The organism is Flavobacteriales bacterium, from assembly GCA_016699575.1.
In the GTDB taxonomy this organism is placed as follows: Bacteria; Bacteroidota; Bacteroidia; order Flavobacteriales_F; family PHOS-HE28; genus PHOS-HE28.
The window spans coordinates 3,417,754-3,434,169 of record CP064979.1; the positions used below are offsets into that span (position 1 = coordinate 3,417,754).

The following is a 16,416-nucleotide window of genomic DNA, read 5'->3' on the forward strand; positions in this document are numbered from 1 at the left end:
ATGGCTTCATCGCGCAACCTCCTGCTCTTCACCATGCGCTTTCCTTACGGGAAGGGTGAAGCGTATTTGGAGAACGAGCTGCCGGTGCTGGCGAAGCGGTTCACCTCCATTGCCGTAATGCCTCTTTTCGCAGAGGGCGGAGCACATCGCGATCTACCGGCGAACACAAGGACCGAGGTGCTGGTGAACGATCCTTACAAGCCGATCGGGGTATTGGGTTTTCTGAAGCACCGCACGGTGTGGAACGAACTGGTGGATGGGATCCGCCGGAGCGCGCCAACCAAGGAGGTGTTCAACAGGCGTTGGACTTCGGAGATCCGGCCAAGGATGCGTCAGGCTTTGCACCGCGCGATCCTTTTGAAGAAGGCCGTTGAGCAGGGTAAGCTCAACCTGCACGACGCGGTCATCTACAGCTACTGGGCCTACGATTGGCCCATCGCCTTCGCCTTCCTGCAGCGCATGCTGCCGGACGTCAAGTTCGTCACGCGCATGCACGGCTTCGACCTGTACGCCGATCGCGAACCCGACGGTTGGCCAGCCTTCCGCGACCTGGTGATGTCGCATGCTTCGGCGGTGCACGTTCCAAGCCTCGCTGGTATGGAGCATCTGAAGGCCACCGCCCCGCAACACGCGCACAAGCTCGTGCTGAGCCGCATGGGCACCACTGATCATGGCATGGCTCCGTGGGCGCCGAGCGATGCGATCCGTTTGGTTTCGTGCAGCAACCTCTATCCGCTCAAGCGTGTCGATCTCATCATCGCGGCATTGAAGCACATCGACCGCCCGGTGCGGTGGACGCATTTCGGCGAAGGGCCGGAAATGGACAGGCTGCGAGCAATCGCCCGGGAGCTGCCAACCAACGTTTCCGCTGACTTCCGTGGGGCGGTCGCCAACGCGGACCTGATGCAGTGGTATAACGAGAACCCCGTTGATCTTTTCGTGCACATGAGCGCGAGCGAGGGAGGCATTCCCGTGGCCCTGCAGGAAGCGGCCAGCTTCGGTATTCCGCTGCTGGCAGCCGATGCGGGCGGTGTGTGCGAGATCGTGGATGACCGGTGCGGGGTGCTCCTCCGGTCGGATCCTGCCCCAGAAGAGATCGGCACGGCCGTGCTCAGGTGCTGCTCGGCCCCGTATGCGATGGATGCGTTCCGCAAGGGCGTCAGGGAACGATGGGCTGTGGATTTCCGGGCGGAAGACAACTTCGCGCGCCTTTGCGACCACCTGCTGGCAGCCGAAATGAACTAGAATGCTGTTCAACAGCTTCGACTTCCTCGTCTTTTTTCCGCTGGTCACCATCGGCTACTTCCTGTTGCCCTACAAGCAGCGCTGGTGGTGGCTGCTGGCCGCGAGCTGCTGGTTTTACATGGCCTTCGTGCCCGTGTACATCCTCATCCTCGGTTTCACCATCGCCGTGGACTACGCCGCAGGCATCCTCATCGACCGCAGCGAGGGGAAGAGGCGCAAGGCATGGCTCGTGGCCAGCATCGTGGCGAACGTGGGCGTGCTGGCCTTCTTCAAGTACTTCGACTTCCTCAACCAGAGCATTGCGGCGGTGGTGCGCGGCACGGGCCTGTCGTACGATGTGCCGGACCTCGGCATCCTGTTGCCCATCGGCCTGTCTTTCCACACGTTCCAGAGCCTTAGCTACACCATCGAGGTTTACAGGCGCCACCAGAAGCCCGAGCGCAACCCCGGCGTGTTCGCGCTCTACGTGATGTTCTACCCGCAGCTGGTGGCCGGGCCCATCGAGCGGCCGGGGAACCTGCTCAACCAGTTGGGTGCCGCTGGATCGGCACGTGACCGCATGCGGTTCGAACCGCAGTACGACAAGATCGCGCACGGTCTCCGGCAAATGGCCTGGGGGTTCTTCAAGAAGCTCGTCATCGCCGACCGTTGCGGGGTCATCGTGGACCATGTGTACGGCAACCCGGTACTGCACGATGGTTGGACAACACTGTTTGCCACCTATCTCTTCGCGTTGCAGATCTACTGCGATTTCAGCGGTTACAGCGACATCGCCATCGGCGCCGCGCGGTGCATGGGCTTCGACCTGATGGTGAACTTCCGCACACCTTTCATGAGCAGCAGCATCAGCGAGTTCTGGAGCCGCTGGCACATCAGCCTCACGAGTTGGTTCCGCGACTATCTCTATATCCCGCTAGGGGGCAATCGCATTGCCGTGCCGCGTTGGTATCTCAACCTCTTCATCGTTTTCCTGGTGAGCGGGTTGTGGCACGGTGCAGCATGGAAGTATGTGCTCTATGGTGCGGTGCACGGGCTGTACATCATTGCCGCGCTGATGGCGAAGCCGCTTTGGGACCGGCTCATCAGCACCGTTCGTGCGCGCTGGTACCGTTGGCTGAGCGTCTTCATCACGTTCCATCTTGTGTTGCTCACGTGGGTGGTGTTCAGGGCCGATAGCGTCGGCCACATGGGCGTTATCTACTCCAAGTGGCTGGGCATCACCGAAGGCGGGCGCACCGTGGCCGATCTGATCGCTGTCGTGAAGCCCGGCATGTTCTTCATCACCGTTGCGGCTGCGGTGCTGTTCTTCTGCATCGATCCGTGGGTGGACCGATGGGTGAAGCGCGAAGTGCCCGCACCATCGCGCACGTTCGATGTTGCCTTTCAAGCGGCGTTGGTGGCGGTGTGCGTGCTCTTCGGTCATTACGGCAGCACCATGTTCATCTATTTCCAGTTCTGATGAAGGTGCTGCTCCGCGTTCTCTCCAAAGCTCTGCTGGTCGGGCTCATCGCCGCCGGGGCCTACGTGGGCGTGCTGTTCGTGATGTGCAAAGTGAAGGTGGGGGAGAACGCACTGATCTACCGCGCCGGTGATGTCTACAACCTGAAGGGAGGCAACACCTACCGGAAGTTCCGCGAGTTCGATCCCGCAAAGCACTACGATGTGGTGGTCATCGGAAGCAGCCACGCATACCGCGGCTACGACCCGCGCATCTTTCGCGAGCAGGGGTTGGACATGTTCAATCTGGGCACCAGCTCACAGACGCCGCTGAACACGCATGCCTTGTTGAAGGAATTCATCACGGAAGCCAACACCGGCCTCATCGTACTGGACTGCTACGAGAACGCGCTTGCGCTGGATGGCCTCGAAAGCGCGGCTGACCTGAGCCAGAACGTCACGAGCGATGCCGCAGTGCTGCGCATGGTCGCTTCCATGCACGACCCGCGGGTCTTCAACATGTTCACCGTGCGCATGCTGATGCGCAACGAACCCGCCGCTTACGTGGACAGCTTCTATGTGGAAGCCGGCTACAGCATGAACACGGACAGCGCGCACGACGCGATCGACTACGGGCTGGACCGGACGCTGGAATTGGGCGCGCGCCAGCCGGAATACCTGGTGAAGTGCATCCGCTACTGCCAGGAGCAGGGCATCCCCATCGTGCTGGTGACGCACCCGCTGCCGCAGGCCAGCAACCATCCCCGGCACGAGGCCTTCCACGACATCGTCGATAGCGTGGCGCAGGCCACCGGTGTGGAGTACATCGATTACGCCTTCAAGCATGGCTTGCCGCTGCACGACCGCCACCACTACTACGACCACAACCACTTCAACCAGGCGGGCGTGGCGTTGTTCAACCCGAAGCTGATAGAGGACTTGCGGGGGAAAGGGTACGTGAAGGACTAGTCGGGAATGGGTGCCCTTCTACATTCGCGGACCGCCGCGAAGACCCCCTGTCCGTGAAGATCTCCGTGATCATACCCTGCTGGAACGTGGAGGCGTTGTTGCCCGCCACGTTGGACAGCGTGCTGGCGCAGGAGCACCAGAACCTGGAGATCATCTGCGTGGACGACGGCAGCACGGACGGCACGCCGGCAGTGCTCGAACGGTTTGTGCAGCAGAGCGGAGGCCGCATGCAGGTGCTGCGGCAGCCGAACCAAGGGGCGTGCGCCGCGCGCAATGCCGGCATGGCGCTGGCCACGGGGGGGTGGTTGCAGTTCCTGGATGCCGATGATGTGCTGGACCCGAAGAAGCTGAGCGGGCAGGTGGAACTCCTACGGGGTGCATCCGCTTCAACCGTTCTGATCGTAGGTGACTACGAGAAGATCATGCCCAACGGATTGCTGCTGCCCACCGAGGCACTTTACGACCGGCCGTGGATGGCGCTGATCCGCACGCGCATGGGCACCACCAGCGCCAACCTGTGGCGCAAGGATGCCGTGGAGCGCGTGGGCGGCTGGCGCACCGACCTGGCCAGCAGCCAGGATTATGAGCTGATGTTCAGGCTGCTGAAGGAAGGCGGCACGGTGCTCTGGGACAAGCGCATTGCTACGCATGTGCTGAAGCGGGTGGCCGGAAGCATCAGTCAAACCGGCGTGCAGGACAACTGGCGTCGCTACATTGCCTTGCGCAGGGCCATGAAGGACCATTTGAAAGCCACCGATGCAAGCCGGTTCCGTCCGGAGATCATGGCGCTGGACCAGTACCTCTTCATGGCCATCCGTATCCTGGCGATGTACGACCTGAAGGAGGCGGTGCGCGAGTTCAAGGGTGCCATCAGTCGGGGCTTCCGGCCGGAGGTGAGCAAGGCCATCACGGAGAAGTATGTCTTCCTCTTCAACCTGTTCGGCTTCGCGAACGCGGAGCGCTTGGTGAGGTGGAGAAAAGGGCAGGCGGCATGATCCGGAGCAAGGCCGACTACCACGCCTACCTGGAGGCGGACCGCATTGCGCTGCGGCGGGTGGACAGCATCCATAAGTTGTACGATGAGGTGTGGAAGTTCCAGCGGTTGCTGCGACGCGTGGAGTTCATGATGAACTGCCGCAAGCACAGCGGCATCATCGGCAGGCTTGCCTACAAATTTTGGAGCTTGCGCTTCCATGCGCAGAGCGTTCGCTGCGGTTTCGATATTCCGCCCAATGCTTTCGGCCCGGGGCTGAGCATTGCGCACCGGGGCACCATCGTGGTGCACCCCGACGCGCGCATCGGCAAGAACTGCCGCATCCACGTGGACGTGGTGATCGGCACGCGGCCCGGCCCCAAGGACCTGGTCCCCACCCTTGGCGACAACTGCTACATCGGACCCGGAGCAAAACTCTTCGGCGACATTGTCATTGGCCCTAACACCGCCATTGGCGCCAACAGCGTGGTGAACCAGTCGTTCCCTGACGGCAACATGACCATTGCAGGGGCCCCCGCGCGGAAAGTCAGCGATACGCCCAGCACCGAGTTCATCATTGCCACGCGCACCAGCGATCAAGTGTCGGGATGAAGAAGCTTCTGATCGTCGTCGGCACGCGCCCCAACTTCATCAAGGTCACGCGCTTCAAGCAGGTTGCCGCGCAGCGCGGAACCCTCGAAGTGCGCATCGTCCATACGGGCCAGCACTTCAGCGCCAACATGGCCGATGTTTTCTTCGAGCAGTTCGGATTGGTGCCGGACATTTTCCTGGAGATCGGTGCGGGCACACCGCTGGCGCAGATGGCGGGCATCATGGAGAAACTCGAACCCGTGGTGCTGAACGAGAAGCCCGACATGCTGATGGTTGTGGGCGATGTGAACAGCACGCTTGCAGCAGCTTTGGTGGCCAACAAGTTGAGCGTGCCGCTGGCGCACCTGGAGAGTGGTCTGCGCAGCTTCGACAACACGATGCCCGAGGAACACAACCGGGTGCTCACGGACCGCATCACCGATCATTTCTTCGTCACCGAGCAGAGCGGGCTCGACAATCTGCGCAAGGAGGGCGTATCTGAAGAACGCATCCACTTCGTGGGCAATACGATGATCGATACGCTGGTGGCGTTCGAGGAGGGCGTGAAGACTTCGCCAGTCCTGGACGAGTTGGGTCTGGGTGCTGGTGGACATGTCCTCATGACCATTCACCGACCGGCCACGGTTGATGTGAAGGAACGAATGAGCGAACTGCTCGACCTGATCGCGGAAGTCGCGGCCACGCGCAAGGTGGTGTTCCCCATCCACCCGCGCACGGTGAAGAACCTCGAACGCTTCGGTCTGAAGGCAAAGGCCGATGCCATCAAGGGCCTGGTGCTGACCGAGCCGCTGGACTACTTCGCCTTCCAGAAGTTGGTGGCCTCGTGCGCGTTCATCCTCACGGACAGTGGTGGCATACAGGAAGAGAGCACCTACCGCCGAGTGCCATGTCTTACGCTTCGCCCGAACACGGAACGGCCGATCACAGTGACCATGGGCAGCAACGAACTGGTGCCGCTGGACATGGCAGCCGTGCGCGCGGCCATTGCCCGCATTGAGAACGGATCCTTCAAGAAGGGTGAGGTGCCGCCGCTGTGGGATGGAAAGGCGACGGAGCGGATCGTAGAGGTGCTGGAGAGGGTGATGTGAGGCTGAGTGATTTATCACGCAGAGACGCAGAGAACGCAGAGACCTCACCCCCGACCCCTCTCCGGTGGAGAGGGGGGCGGAACTTGGCAACTAGTGCGCAAAGGAGAACTGGGTGCAACTTGACGGCCGATGATCATCTACCTCACCTACAACGACCAGCCCAGCGGGGTGTACTGGAGCCAGGTGACGGATGTGGTCGAGCATCTCAACACGCTTGGCGGACCAAAGGTGAAGCTGGTGGCGCTGGTGAGCGGACGTGATTTCCTGAAGACCCGCAAGGCCATCAAGGCCCATTCACCGCGTGCTTGGGTGCTGCCGATGGTGCCCACGATGAAGCGCTGGCGGATGAACACCATGCTGGTGGCCTGGGTGTGCCGGCTGTTGCGCCCATCCGGCATCATGTGCCGCGGACCGTTCGCAAACTGGATGGCGCTGCGGATGCGGGAGCGCGGCCTTACGAAGAAGGTTTGCTTTGATGGACGCGGTGCCTATGCGGCCGAGTGGGAGGAATACCGCATCATCGATGACGATGCGTTGATCGCGCAGTTCAGGCCGCTGGAAAACGAGGCGGTGAACCAGAGCGATTTCAGGCTGGCGGTGAGCAACGCGCTGGTGGCACATTGGCGCGAGCGGTATGGGTACGCCAGCAATGCGCATGTGGTGGTGCCGTGCACCTTAGGGAACCAGATACCCGTTCCGACCTCCCGTAGCGTCGACCCACTGGGTCGACCCGCACTGCCCAGGGGCGTGCGCCTGGTGTACAGCGGCAGTACGGCGGGCTGGCAATCGTTCGGTTTGTTGGAACGCATGCTGACGCAGGTGCTGGATACGCAGCCCGAAGTGAGCGTCCTGTTCCTGAGCAAACGCGATGCGCACAACACGCAACTGGAGCAGCGCTATCCGGGCCGGGTAGAGGTGAAGTGGCTGGAGCACTCACAAGTGCAAGTGGCGCTGAACGCATGCGACTACGGCATCATGCTGCGCGAAGACACCATCACGAACCGCGTGGCCAGCCCTACCAAGTTCGCTGAGTACCTGCGAAGTGGGTTGCGCATCATTGCCGGTGAAGGCTTGGGCGACTTCAGCGAACTGGTGAAAGAGGAGAGGCTTGGGGTGGTGCTGGACAAGTCGGGCAATGTGCCGCTTTTGGAGCCCACACCGAACGAGGAACGCGCACGACTGAGAGCGCTGGCGGAAGCACGCTTCACCAAGGGTGCTTACGCTGACGAGTACCTGGCGGTGCGGAAGGCGTTGTCATAGGTCTGCCGCTGATGGCCGCGCTCTACATTCGCGGGCCTCCCGCTGGAACGGGACTATGAAGTATGTCGAAAAAGGTCCTCATCACCGGTGGCGCAGGCTTCATCGGGAGCGCGCTCAGCAAGCATTTGCAGGAGGAAGGCCACGAGGTGTTCGTGCTGGACAACCTGAGCTTCGGGCGCAGGCATCTGGCCGGTGTGCCCGATGATCGCTTTTTCCAAGTGGACATCCGCGACCTGGCGGCCACGCAGCAGGTAATGGACGACACGCGGCCGAACATCGTGCTGCACCTGGCGGCCATCCACTTCATCCCGTACTGCAACCAGCACCCGACCGAGGCCGCGGACATCAACATCAACGGCACCATCAATGTGCTGGAGGCCGCAGGTAGCAAGGGCAGTGTGGAGCAGGTGTTCGTGGCGAGCACAGCAGCTGTCTATCCCATCGCCGATGGCGCGATGGGTGAGGAGCATGCGACCGGTCCGATGGACATCTACGGCACCACCAAGCTGGCAACGGAGAAGATCGCGAGCGAGTTCCACCTGCGCACCAAACTACCCGTGCTCGTGGGCCGCTTTTTCAATGCGTTCGGTCCGAACGAAACGAACCCGCACTTGTTCCCTGAGATCCAACGGCAGGTCTTGGGCGGTGCGCGGACGCTCAAACTTGGGAACCTTGACCCCAAGCGCGATTACATCCATACCGAGGACATGAGCCGCGCGATGAGCGCACTGCTTGCAATGGGCAACAAGGGCTGCGACGTCTTCAACATCGGGCGCGGCATAGAGTACAGCGTGCGCGAGATCGTGGAAGCCTTCGAGCGGCAATTGGGAGAGAAGCTGAGCATTGAAGTTGACCCGGCACGCGTGCGCAAAGTGGAACGCATGCACCTGCTGGCCGATGTGCGCAAGTTGAAAACCGCCACGGGCTGGGAGCCGCGCTGGGGCATCGACGAAGGCGTGGCAACGCTGTTGAAGGAGAGCTTGGATCAATTCAAGTGACAAGATCCAAGTGCCAAGTGTCAAAGTCCAAGAAGACGGAAAGATGCGGCTGCTCCTTGAACCTTGTTCCTTGACACTTGGGCTTTGACACTTGAGGACGTCCATGCATATCGTCCTTTGCACCGACGGCATCTTCCCCCATGCCGTGGGCGGCATGCAGCGCCACTCACGGTTGCTGGCGGAGCATCTGGCGCGCAATGGGAAGGTTACGCTCACCGTCATTCATCCGCACAAGGAGCAGGTGTTCGATGCAACGTTGGGCATCACGGAAGTACGCGTGCAGGACATCAACCGCGACAAGTTCTACCTGCGCGAACTGTGGCGCTACAGCGACCGGGTAGGGAAGGAGCTGGAGCAACTGGAGCCTGATGTGGTCCTCAGCCAGGGCTTCTGCGTTTGGAAGGGCATCGGCCGGTTCAGCGACCGGTTGATCGTGCACCCGCACGGACTGGAGATGTTCCAGATGCTGACGAGGAAAGAGCGGATGATGGGGTGGCCCTTCCGAAGATCATTGCGTTACATCCTGCGCCACAGCAAAGTGTGCATTTCGCTTGGTGGTAAGCTCACCGGCATCCTTCAGCAGCAGGTTGAGGGTTCACCGTGCGAAGTGATGGTGATACCCAATGCTGTTGAAGTACCGCCAGCACTCGCTGCCGAACAACGAGCAACGAACAGCCATCAACCAACGCTGCTCTTCGTCGGCCGCTTCGCCTTCAACAAAGGCCTTGATGTGCTGATGGCTCTTGCACAACGATTGGTGGCTGAGGGCAAGCAGGACCTGGTGCGTTTCCAATTGGCGGGCGACGGACCTTTGCTCGCGCACTACCAACAGGTCGGCCTTCCGGCGAACGTTGAACTGCTGGGTCGCGTGGACGATGCGCAGTTGCAGAAACTCTATTCGGCTTGCAGCGCGTTCGTGCTTCCCACGCGTTTCGAAGGGATGCCCACGGTGGTGCTGGAAGCGATGGTGCATGCCAAGCCGATCATCGTGAGCGATGTGGGCGCCACGGCCGAACTGGTGACGCCACACAATGGCTACCTGCTGCCGCCGGGCGATGAGAGCGCCCTTTACGATGCGGTGGTTGCGTTCGCTGAGCGGCGTACCGACATCCATGCGCAGATGGGCCAATACAGCCGCCAGCGCGTCGAGGAGCGCTTCAGCTGGCCAACGGTGACCAAGCAGTTCGAAGGATTGTTCGCGCAGGTGGGGGCGAAGGCCTAGTTGCCAAGCGAGGCGATGAACTGGTCGCACACAGCGGCGAGCATGTGCTCCTCGGCGCGATAGGTCCGGGCGCTGTCCACCTTCTCGTGGCCCACGATGATCCGCTGCAGGAGGTCCGCAACCCCATCGACGGCAACCGTTCGGCCGAGTCCTTTGCCCGTGATGTGCTCTGAAAGTCCGCCGGGCTCACCGATGTGCAGGACCGGTGTTCCGAGCCATGCGAGCTCATTGAACTTGGTGCTCACGAAGTCGCGTTTCTCGGGCGGCATGTAGGCGAGCACGAGATCAGCGCGTTGGATGAGCGGGAAGAGTTGCTGCGCGGGCAGGGGTTGTTGGAAGCGGATGCGCTCGGACTGTCCGGCTTCCTGCGCCATGCGTTTCCAGCGCGTGGTGTCGTGACCGGTGATGAACAGGTCGAACGAGGATGCACGCCAACGCTCCGGTACTTCGTGCTCAACGTGTTGGAAGGCCTGCAACACTTCAGCGAAGTAGGCCGTGAAGCCGGGTTCGTTGTACACGCTGCCGGCATAGATCATCCGGAAGCGGCCGTCCTCTAACGTCGGCGCGGCTGGTCCGAGCTCGTCCGGGTCGATGACATGGGGCAGGAGCGAGAACTTTGCGGCATGCTGCGGATAGGTGGTCCGCAGGTGGTGTAGGATGAACGGAGATGGTGTTGTGATGCCATCGTACCCGGCCATCACCTCGCGCTCCAACTTGTTCTCGGCTTCGCGTTGGGCAGCCGACATGTTGCTGCGGCCGTACACCTCACCCCATGTCCAAGGGTCACGGAAGTCGGCCACCAGACGAACGCCCGGGCGATGCTTCAACCCCAGCAAGTGGTGCAGCAGCGCGAACGGCGGACCGGTAGCAATGACGTGTTTGATGCCATGCTGTGTGATCAGCGCGTCGCACTTCGCCACCAGCGGTAGTGCCCAACGCACGGACCTGTCCAGGATGTTCCCATGGGCGATAAGCGGCAGCACCTTCATCCAGAAACGATATCCGATCCTCTCTACGACGGAAGTGAGCGGCCGCTTCATCAGCACTTGCGGGTAACGCATGGGCAGCGCGTACCGGCGGACAAGCGGGTGGTGCACGTCGGCATCCCAGAGGGAACCCTTCAGTTCGTTGCCCTGATCCGCATGCACCACATGCACGGGGTGGCCCCGTCGGGCCAGTTCCTTGGCCAGTTTCGCCCAGCGCCGCCCACCTATGCCGCGATAGGGCGGGAAGGTGTGGCTGACAATGAGAACAGGTTCGCCGGGCCGGAGCGCTGCCATGGTGCGCGAAGGTGCGACCGGTCGGGCGGATGGCGAGGCACTTTTCCGAAGAACCTGCGTTCCATCATCCGGGCAAGGGGCTAGTTTCGCGACCCTTCAGAAATGCGGCACGCGCTCATTACCGGCGGTTCGGGGTTCATTGGAAGCCACTTGGTGGACCGCCTGTTGGCGGAAGGCGGATGGCGCGTGACCGTGGTGGACAACTACGATCCTTTTTACGACAGGGGTGCCAAGGAGGCGAACCTCGTGGCGCATACCGGCAACGAGCATTTGCGCGTGCTGGAGGCCGATATCCTGGACAACGACCTGGGGGAGCGGATCGGCGAAGGCCCCATCGATGTGATCGTCCATATTGCTGCGAAGGCCGGTGTTCGGCCGAGCATCAAGGATCCCGTCTCGTACCACCGTGTGAACGTCACAGGGACGTTGAAACTGCTTGAGCTGGCGCGGCATCGCAGTGTGCCCCATTTCGTGCTGGCCAGCAGCAGCAGCGTTTACGGTGTGGACCCGAACGTGCCTTGGAAAGAGCAGGAACTGGGCTTGAAGCCGATCAGTCCTTACGCGGCGACCAAACTGGCGGCGGAGCAGTTCGGACAGGTGTACGCTCACTTGCACGGGATGAAAGTGACGGCGTTGCGGTTCTTCACCGTGTACGGCCCGCGCCAACGTCCCGATCTGGCCATCCACCAGTTCTTCCGCAAGGTGAAGGCCGGGGTGCCCATCCAGCAGTTCGGCGATGGAACCACGCGCCGCGATTACACCTTCGTGGACGATATCGTGAGCGGTATGCGCGCCGCCATGGACAGGACGAAAGGGGAGCGCTTCGAGATCTACAACCTTGGCAACAGTGCCACCGTGATGCTCAAGGAACTCATCGCTGCCATTGAAACCGAAGCGGGCGCAAAAGCCATCATCGACCTTCAACCCGAGCAGCCCGGCGACGTGCCCCAGACCTACGCCGATACGAGCAAGAGCCGTGAGCACCTGGGGTTTGCCCCGAGCACACCACTGGCCATCGGCCTGCGTAAGTTCCACGAGTGGATGCGCACCGTGGAGACGGTGAAGCAATGATGTGATGCGGGTCGTTGGTATCAGCAACAAGACGCGCTACTGGCAGCACTACGCCTTCAGCAATCCGCCCGACGGCTACCGCTACAGCCGCATGGCCGACGTGCCGTGGCACTTGCTGAAGGTGAGCAACCAGTTCCTGGCGCACACCAAGTTGTTCCACCCGCTGAAGAAGGCCGACATCTTCCACACGTACAACAGCATCGTGGTGAACCACCGGCCGTGGGTGATCGAAGTGGAGAGCTACCTGCCGCGCTACAAGCCTATGCCCGAGGACCACTTCCTTTTCCGTTGGGGATTGAAGCGGCTACGCAGCAACGAGTGCAAGGCGCTCATCTACACCAGTGAGAACACCATGCGCATGAACCGCGACCGTCTCATCGCGGAAGGTGTCGATCCCGCCAAGATGCACGTGATCTACCGCGCCATTGAGCAGTACCAGCCGGGCGAAAAGAACAAAGAGGCCTTCACCGTCCTCTTCGCTGGCAACGGCTTCTACCGCAAGGGTGGGATCGAACTGCTGAAAGCCTTCCAGCGGCTCGGCCGCAACGATGCACGACTGATCATCGTGAGCACCATGGAGGTGGACTGGGGTAAAGCGCCCACTGCTGAGGAAGTAGCCTTTGCGGAGAAGACCATTGCGGATGACAAGCGCATCACCTTGCACCGTGGTATGGGCCATGGCGCGTTGCTGCAGGAGATGCGCAAGGCCCATGTGTTCGTGAGCACCACGTTCGCGGATCCGTTCAACAATACCGTGCTGGAGGCGATGGGGGCCCAGCTTCCCATCATCAGCAGCCGCGTGAGCTCCATCCCCGAGATGGTGGAAGAGGGTGCGAACGGCTGGTTGTTGCCGGTGTCCGATCGTAGCAGCGATGCCATTGCAGATGAGATCGCTGAGCGCTTGCGGCAATTGATGGACGACGGCGAACTGCTTCAGCGCATGAGCGATCGCTCACTGGCCATCACGCGCGGAAAATTCGACCTGCGTGTGCGTAATCGGCGCATCGCGGAGGTGTACGACAAGGCGCTCGCCTGATCGTCAGCGGTCGTAGCAGCAACGGAACTTCCGGGCCAGAGTGTTGTAAGCAGGGCCAACGCCGGAGTGCGTACAACTGGTGGCCCCGACCACACGGGCCGCGGCCACGCCGTTGGCCGTGCTGTTCGTCCATTCCCACTGGTTGCCCATGTTCTGCAGGGACAAATTGGCCTGTTGGGTGCAGGCGAAGTACCATTCGCCCCAAGTGCAGATGCGGGCGTTCATCATTCCGCACACCACGGAGGCTGAATCGAGATAGAGCGTGTCGTGCGAGGTGGGTTCAATGCAGTAGAGCTCGCTGACCTGCGTGAAGCCACTGGGGCAGTCCCGGCGGGCGATGCGCCGGGCATTGGTGAGCTGGTAGGCACTGCCATCGAACACGAGGCTGGCCACCATGCCCGGTTGCAGATCACCTGGCGCCAAGGGCTGGCCGCCGTTCTTCACCACATCAACGGGAGCAAAGCCGTTCACCGCAATGGTGACCCCGCTGGTGTTCGCTACCGTGATGGCCACCAGCAGGTTCTGGCCTGGGACGGGCGCAGCGAACGAGGGGTTCGTGTTGGCCGTCAATACGTTGGCACCGGATGCCTGGCAATAGAGGTAATTGCCGGCCAGCAGCGCACCGGCGTTCAGGGCGTGTTCCGGTGCAGTTCCATCGGGCAGGCCCGCAACGTGCCGTTCGCCCGCACCACCGGAAAGCACGATCGGTTTGTCCACGGCGAGTTGCGCTTGGACGAACGTGCAGCACACCACGAACGGAAGAGCGATGGCGTACTTCATCACCGAAGAGGATAACAGCAGCGCGTACGGCCCAGGTCCGTCAGCGATGCGGAGATGTTGAACATGCTGATGCAGCTCCAGCGGTTGATCTGGTCCGCGCTGTGGGTGTGGTCGCTCGTGTCATCGATCCATTCCCAGTTGTCGAACAGGTCGTTCATCTGCCCCTGCAATGACCGGCAGCTGAAGAGGAACTGGTCCCATGTGCACAATGCCGCACCCTGGTCCGCGCAATAGGCCGCCGCTTCAAACCAGTTGAGCTCTGGCCCTTCATTCTGCATGATGCAGAAATTGGCGTTGGCGGCCAGGTAGCCCTCGGGACAGCCTTGGGGCTCGCCGCTGGTCAGGATGAAGACGCTGTCGGCATAGAGCACCTCAACGACTTGTCCTGCCCGCAAGGCGCCGATGTTCAACGGAAGGCCTGCACGGTCGCGTAAGGGTCTTGCTCCGAGCCCATCGACATCGATCGTGACGGCCCCTGTGTTTTCAACGAGCCCGATCCAGCGAACGCGAAGGCCGTTCATGTACGCGCTGGTGGGTGGTTGAAGCGTGAGCTGCACAGCATTGCCGGTGCCTGCAGTGGCGCCGAACAACAACCTGCCGTTCTGTGCGTCGCCCAATGTGGCAAGATCGGTGATGTCATGCGCCGTACCAAGACCCTCGATGCGCCGGTCGTTGGTCGTCGCGCCGGTAAGGACAATGGGCTTGTCGATGGTCAGTTGACCAGTGGCGACGGCACAGCTGATCAGGGGAACGATGATCGCGATGCTCCTCATTTGTTGTAGCAGCATCGGAAGTTGTTGGAGCCATTGGGGATCATTGTCCCGCCGCCGTAGCAATTTGGGATGGTGGTGCCAGTGGTAAGGCCCACGCGCTTACCGTGGTTGTTGTCGTTGCTGGCGTTGTCCAGCCATTCGTATTCCACGATGCTGTTGATGAAGCCTCCCGGCATGCTGCATCCCTTGAACCAATCCGCCCAACCGCAGAGACGGTAACCGCGCAGGTTGCAAGTGCTCACGGCGTTGTACCATGAAGCCGGTCCGGAAGGCGAGGCCTCCACGCAAACGTCGCGGTTGACCTCCAGCATGCCGGGCGGGCAGGCGATGCCTGTTTGCGAGATCAACTGGAACGCTGCACCATCGAACACCAACAGCACGGGGATGCCCGGGCGCAAGTCGGCACTGTCCAACGGCTCGTTGGTGAACTTCAGCACCGGGACCGCTCCAAGACCATCAACGTTCAGCGTTACCGCTGTGTCGTTCGCGGCACCGGGCATAATGCTCATTAGCATGCCTGCCGAGTAGCCCGACGCGGATGGCGTGAGCGATGCAGTAAGTGTGTTCGTACCGCTGGCCGTTGCCCGTTGCACGGCTTGCACGCGCACGGCTTCAGCGCTCGCACCGTGGTCAGAAGCTATGGGAAGCTCGGAGCCCTTGACCTGTCGATCGGCATTGCTGTTTCCTTCCAGCACGATGGGGACGGGGCTTTCCAATTGGGCCATCAGAGCCAACGGCGCAAATAGTCCCGCTATGCCGGTCAGCCGCTTCATGGTTTCACGAAACGAAGCGTTGCAGAACCGTTCACGCGAACCACGTAGGTGCCGGGGGCCAGGTGCCGGACATCAATTCCAGTGGACATCCCTGTGCCGGTTGCGGCTGCAACTGTGCGCCCGGATGCATCCATCACAAGGCATTCAGTGACATGGCTCTTTCCAACGATCGTCACTTCCTCATTGGCTACGGTGGGGAAGAGCGCGAAGCCGTTAAGTACAGGTACGTACTCACCGACCTCAGTGATCACAGCATCGTCGAACAGCGTGAACCAACCCAGGCTGTCGGGCAAGGATGCCGAGGCGGTGTTGTTCGCTTGGTCCAATGTGCTGTTCAGTTCAGGCCACCAAGCACCACCATTGTTGTTGCTGGCCATACGCAGCGCCGCCTCCGGTATGCCGTTCAGTTCGGACTGGTCGTAGGCAAAGGTGCCCGTGCTGCCGGGCAATGTCCCGTTCGCACCGCGAACCTCGAACCAGCGGGCAATGCTCTCGTTGTTCGTGTTGTTCAAACGGGGCAGGTGACCGCGAACGATCAGCAGGCTGTCCGGTGCGGAAGTAGTTGTGAGGCTGAAGCCTAGTCCTGCAGGCTCTTCGCTGGCCAAGGGAGCGGGGTAGTACCGGTGCGTGCGCTCCGTGCCGCTGCCGGTGATCGGAGCACCCGGCTGCTCGTCGAGCACAGCCACCGGTCCAAAGACAACACTACCGTCATTGATGAAGGAGGAACCGCTTTCCAGAAGCCAAGTGGTGGTTCCTTCTACGCGCAGAGCAGTTCCTGAAGCAACGCTCAATGATGTCCCGCTGACCAGCACGGCCTGTGCTGCCAGTCCGCTGGAAACCACCAGTGCGGAAAGGACCAAGTTGTTGCGCATCGCGACGAAAGTAGTTGCCCCTCCTGA

At 61.3% G+C, this 16,416-nt stretch carries 16 protein-coding genes; 11 read left to right on the top strand and 5 right to left on the bottom strand.

Annotated elements, in window-relative coordinates:
- From IPJ76_14280 to IPJ76_14320, 9 genes are all read left to right on the top strand, one after another.
- On the top strand, positions 1-1,245 hold the full coding sequence (locus tag IPJ76_14280; GenBank protein ID QQR85759.1) for a glycosyltransferase: 1,245 nt from the start codon (positions 1-3) through the stop codon (positions 1,243-1,245).
- A gap of 1 nt (position 1,246) precedes the next feature.
- Entirely contained in the window at positions 1,247-2,704 is a 1,458-nt protein-coding gene (locus IPJ76_14285) for an MBOAT family protein (protein ID QQR85760.1), read from the top strand.
- Complete coding sequence (locus IPJ76_14290) at positions 2,704-3,651, top strand: hypothetical protein (protein ID QQR85761.1); 948 nt, start codon at positions 2,704-2,706, stop codon at positions 3,649-3,651. The genes IPJ76_14285 and IPJ76_14290 overlap by 1 nt, the downstream gene beginning before the upstream one ends.
- A 53-nt stretch (positions 3,652-3,704) precedes the next feature.
- The gene (locus IPJ76_14295) at positions 3,705-4,646 is read left to right on the top strand and encodes a glycosyltransferase family 2 protein (GenBank protein ID QQR85762.1); all 942 of its coding nucleotides are present in this window, start codon (positions 3,705-3,707) and stop codon (positions 4,644-4,646) included.
- On the top strand, positions 4,643-5,236 hold the full coding sequence (locus IPJ76_14300) for a serine acetyltransferase (GenBank protein ID QQR85763.1): 594 nt from the start codon (positions 4,643-4,645) through the stop codon (positions 5,234-5,236). Before IPJ76_14295 ends, IPJ76_14300 begins: the two co-directional genes overlap by 4 nt.
- Complete coding sequence (wecB, locus tag IPJ76_14305; GenBank protein QQR85764.1) at positions 5,233-6,324, top strand: UDP-N-acetylglucosamine 2-epimerase (non-hydrolyzing); 1,092 nt, start codon at positions 5,233-5,235, stop codon at positions 6,322-6,324. Before IPJ76_14300 ends, wecB begins: the two co-directional genes overlap by 4 nt.
- 129 nt (positions 6,325-6,453) lie before the next feature.
- Positions 6,454-7,584, top strand: a complete 1,131-nt coding sequence (locus IPJ76_14310) for a hypothetical protein (GenBank protein QQR85765.1) — start codon at positions 6,454-6,456, stop codon at positions 7,582-7,584.
- Positions 7,585-7,646: 62 nt separating this feature from the next.
- The gene (locus IPJ76_14315; GenBank protein ID QQR85766.1) at positions 7,647-8,582 is read left to right on the top strand and encodes an SDR family NAD(P)-dependent oxidoreductase; all 936 of its coding nucleotides are present in this window, start codon (positions 7,647-7,649) and stop codon (positions 8,580-8,582) included.
- 103 nt (positions 8,583-8,685) lie between these two features.
- Positions 8,686-9,804, top strand: coding sequence for a glycosyltransferase family 4 protein (locus tag IPJ76_14320; GenBank protein ID QQR85767.1), 1,119 nt, complete (start codon positions 8,686-8,688; stop codon positions 9,802-9,804).
- Here IPJ76_14320 and IPJ76_14325 read toward each other — a convergent pair.
- On the bottom strand, positions 9,801-11,084 hold the full coding sequence (locus tag IPJ76_14325; GenBank protein QQR85768.1) for a glycosyltransferase: 1,284 nt from the start codon (positions 11,082-11,084) through the stop codon (positions 9,801-9,803). The genes IPJ76_14320 and IPJ76_14325 overlap by 4 nt on opposite strands.
- Before the next feature lie 102 nt (positions 11,085-11,186).
- Between IPJ76_14325 and IPJ76_14330 the strand changes: the two genes are divergently transcribed.
- Both IPJ76_14330 and IPJ76_14335 read left to right on the top strand, forming a co-directional pair.
- The gene (locus IPJ76_14330; protein ID QQR85769.1) at positions 11,187-12,155 is read left to right on the top strand and encodes a GDP-mannose 4,6-dehydratase; all 969 of its coding nucleotides are present in this window, start codon (positions 11,187-11,189) and stop codon (positions 12,153-12,155) included.
- 4 nt (positions 12,156-12,159) lie between these two features.
- On the top strand, positions 12,160-13,191 hold the full coding sequence (locus IPJ76_14335; protein ID QQR85770.1) for a glycosyltransferase family 4 protein: 1,032 nt from the start codon (positions 12,160-12,162) through the stop codon (positions 13,189-13,191).
- A gap of 3 nt (positions 13,192-13,194) precedes the next feature.
- Here IPJ76_14335 and IPJ76_14340 read toward each other — a convergent pair whose 3' ends face one another.
- Genes IPJ76_14340 through IPJ76_14355 form a run of 4 tightly spaced genes read right to left on the bottom strand, consistent with a single transcriptional unit; the run spans position 13,195 to position 16,389 of the window.
- Complete coding sequence (locus IPJ76_14340; GenBank protein ID QQR85771.1) at positions 13,195-13,971, bottom strand: hypothetical protein; 777 nt, start codon at positions 13,969-13,971, stop codon at positions 13,195-13,197.
- A complete protein-coding gene (locus IPJ76_14345) occupies positions 13,971-14,759 on the bottom strand; it encodes a hypothetical protein (GenBank protein QQR85772.1) in 789 nt (262 codons plus the stop codon). Before IPJ76_14345 ends, IPJ76_14340 begins: the two co-directional genes overlap by 1 nt.
- On the bottom strand, positions 14,741-15,517 hold the full coding sequence (locus tag IPJ76_14350; protein QQR85773.1) for a hypothetical protein: 777 nt from the start codon (positions 15,515-15,517) through the stop codon (positions 14,741-14,743). Before IPJ76_14350 ends, IPJ76_14345 begins: the two co-directional genes overlap by 19 nt.
- On the bottom strand, positions 15,514-16,389 hold the full coding sequence (locus tag IPJ76_14355) for a T9SS type A sorting domain-containing protein (GenBank protein ID QQR85774.1): 876 nt from the start codon (positions 16,387-16,389) through the stop codon (positions 15,514-15,516). The genes IPJ76_14350 and IPJ76_14355 overlap by 4 nt, the downstream gene beginning before the upstream one ends.
- Between the last annotated feature and the right edge of the window lie 27 nt (positions 16,390-16,416).

Coding starts and splice junctions, on each gene's coding strand:
- IPJ76_14280 (QQR85759.1), top strand. CDS start 1: ATGGCTTCATCGCGCAACCTCCTGCTCTTCACCATGCGCTTTCCTTAC.
- IPJ76_14285 (QQR85760.1), top strand. CDS start 1,247: ATGCTGTTCAACAGCTTCGACTTCCTCGTCTTTTTTCCGCTGGTCACC.
- IPJ76_14290 (QQR85761.1), top strand. CDS start 2,704: ATGAAGGTGCTGCTCCGCGTTCTCTCCAAAGCTCTGCTGGTCGGGCTC.
- IPJ76_14300 (QQR85763.1), top strand. CDS start 4,643: ATGATCCGGAGCAAGGCCGACTACCACGCCTACCTGGAGGCGGACCGC.
- wecB (QQR85764.1), top strand. CDS start 5,233: ATGAAGAAGCTTCTGATCGTCGTCGGCACGCGCCCCAACTTCATCAAG.
- IPJ76_14310 (QQR85765.1), top strand. CDS start 6,454: ATGATCATCTACCTCACCTACAACGACCAGCCCAGCGGGGTGTACTGG.
- IPJ76_14315 (QQR85766.1), top strand. CDS start 7,647: ATGTCGAAAAAGGTCCTCATCACCGGTGGCGCAGGCTTCATCGGGAGC.
- IPJ76_14320 (QQR85767.1), top strand. CDS start 8,686: ATGCATATCGTCCTTTGCACCGACGGCATCTTCCCCCATGCCGTGGGC.
- IPJ76_14325 (QQR85768.1), bottom strand. CDS start 11,084: ATGGCAGCGCTCCGGCCCGGCGAACCTGTTCTCATTGTCAGCCACACC.
- IPJ76_14330 (QQR85769.1), top strand. CDS start 11,187: ATGCGGCACGCGCTCATTACCGGCGGTTCGGGGTTCATTGGAAGCCAC.
- IPJ76_14335 (QQR85770.1), top strand. CDS start 12,160: ATGCGGGTCGTTGGTATCAGCAACAAGACGCGCTACTGGCAGCACTAC.
- IPJ76_14340 (QQR85771.1), bottom strand. CDS start 13,971: ATGAAGTACGCCATCGCTCTTCCGTTCGTGGTGTGCTGCACGTTCGTC.
- IPJ76_14345 (QQR85772.1), bottom strand. CDS start 14,759: ATGCTGCTACAACAAATGAGGAGCATCGCGATCATCGTTCCCCTGATC.
- IPJ76_14350 (QQR85773.1), bottom strand. CDS start 15,517: ATGAAGCGGCTGACCGGCATAGCGGGACTATTTGCGCCGTTGGCTCTG.
- IPJ76_14355 (QQR85774.1), bottom strand. CDS start 16,389: ATGCGCAACAACTTGGTCCTTTCCGCACTGGTGGTTTCCAGCGGACTG.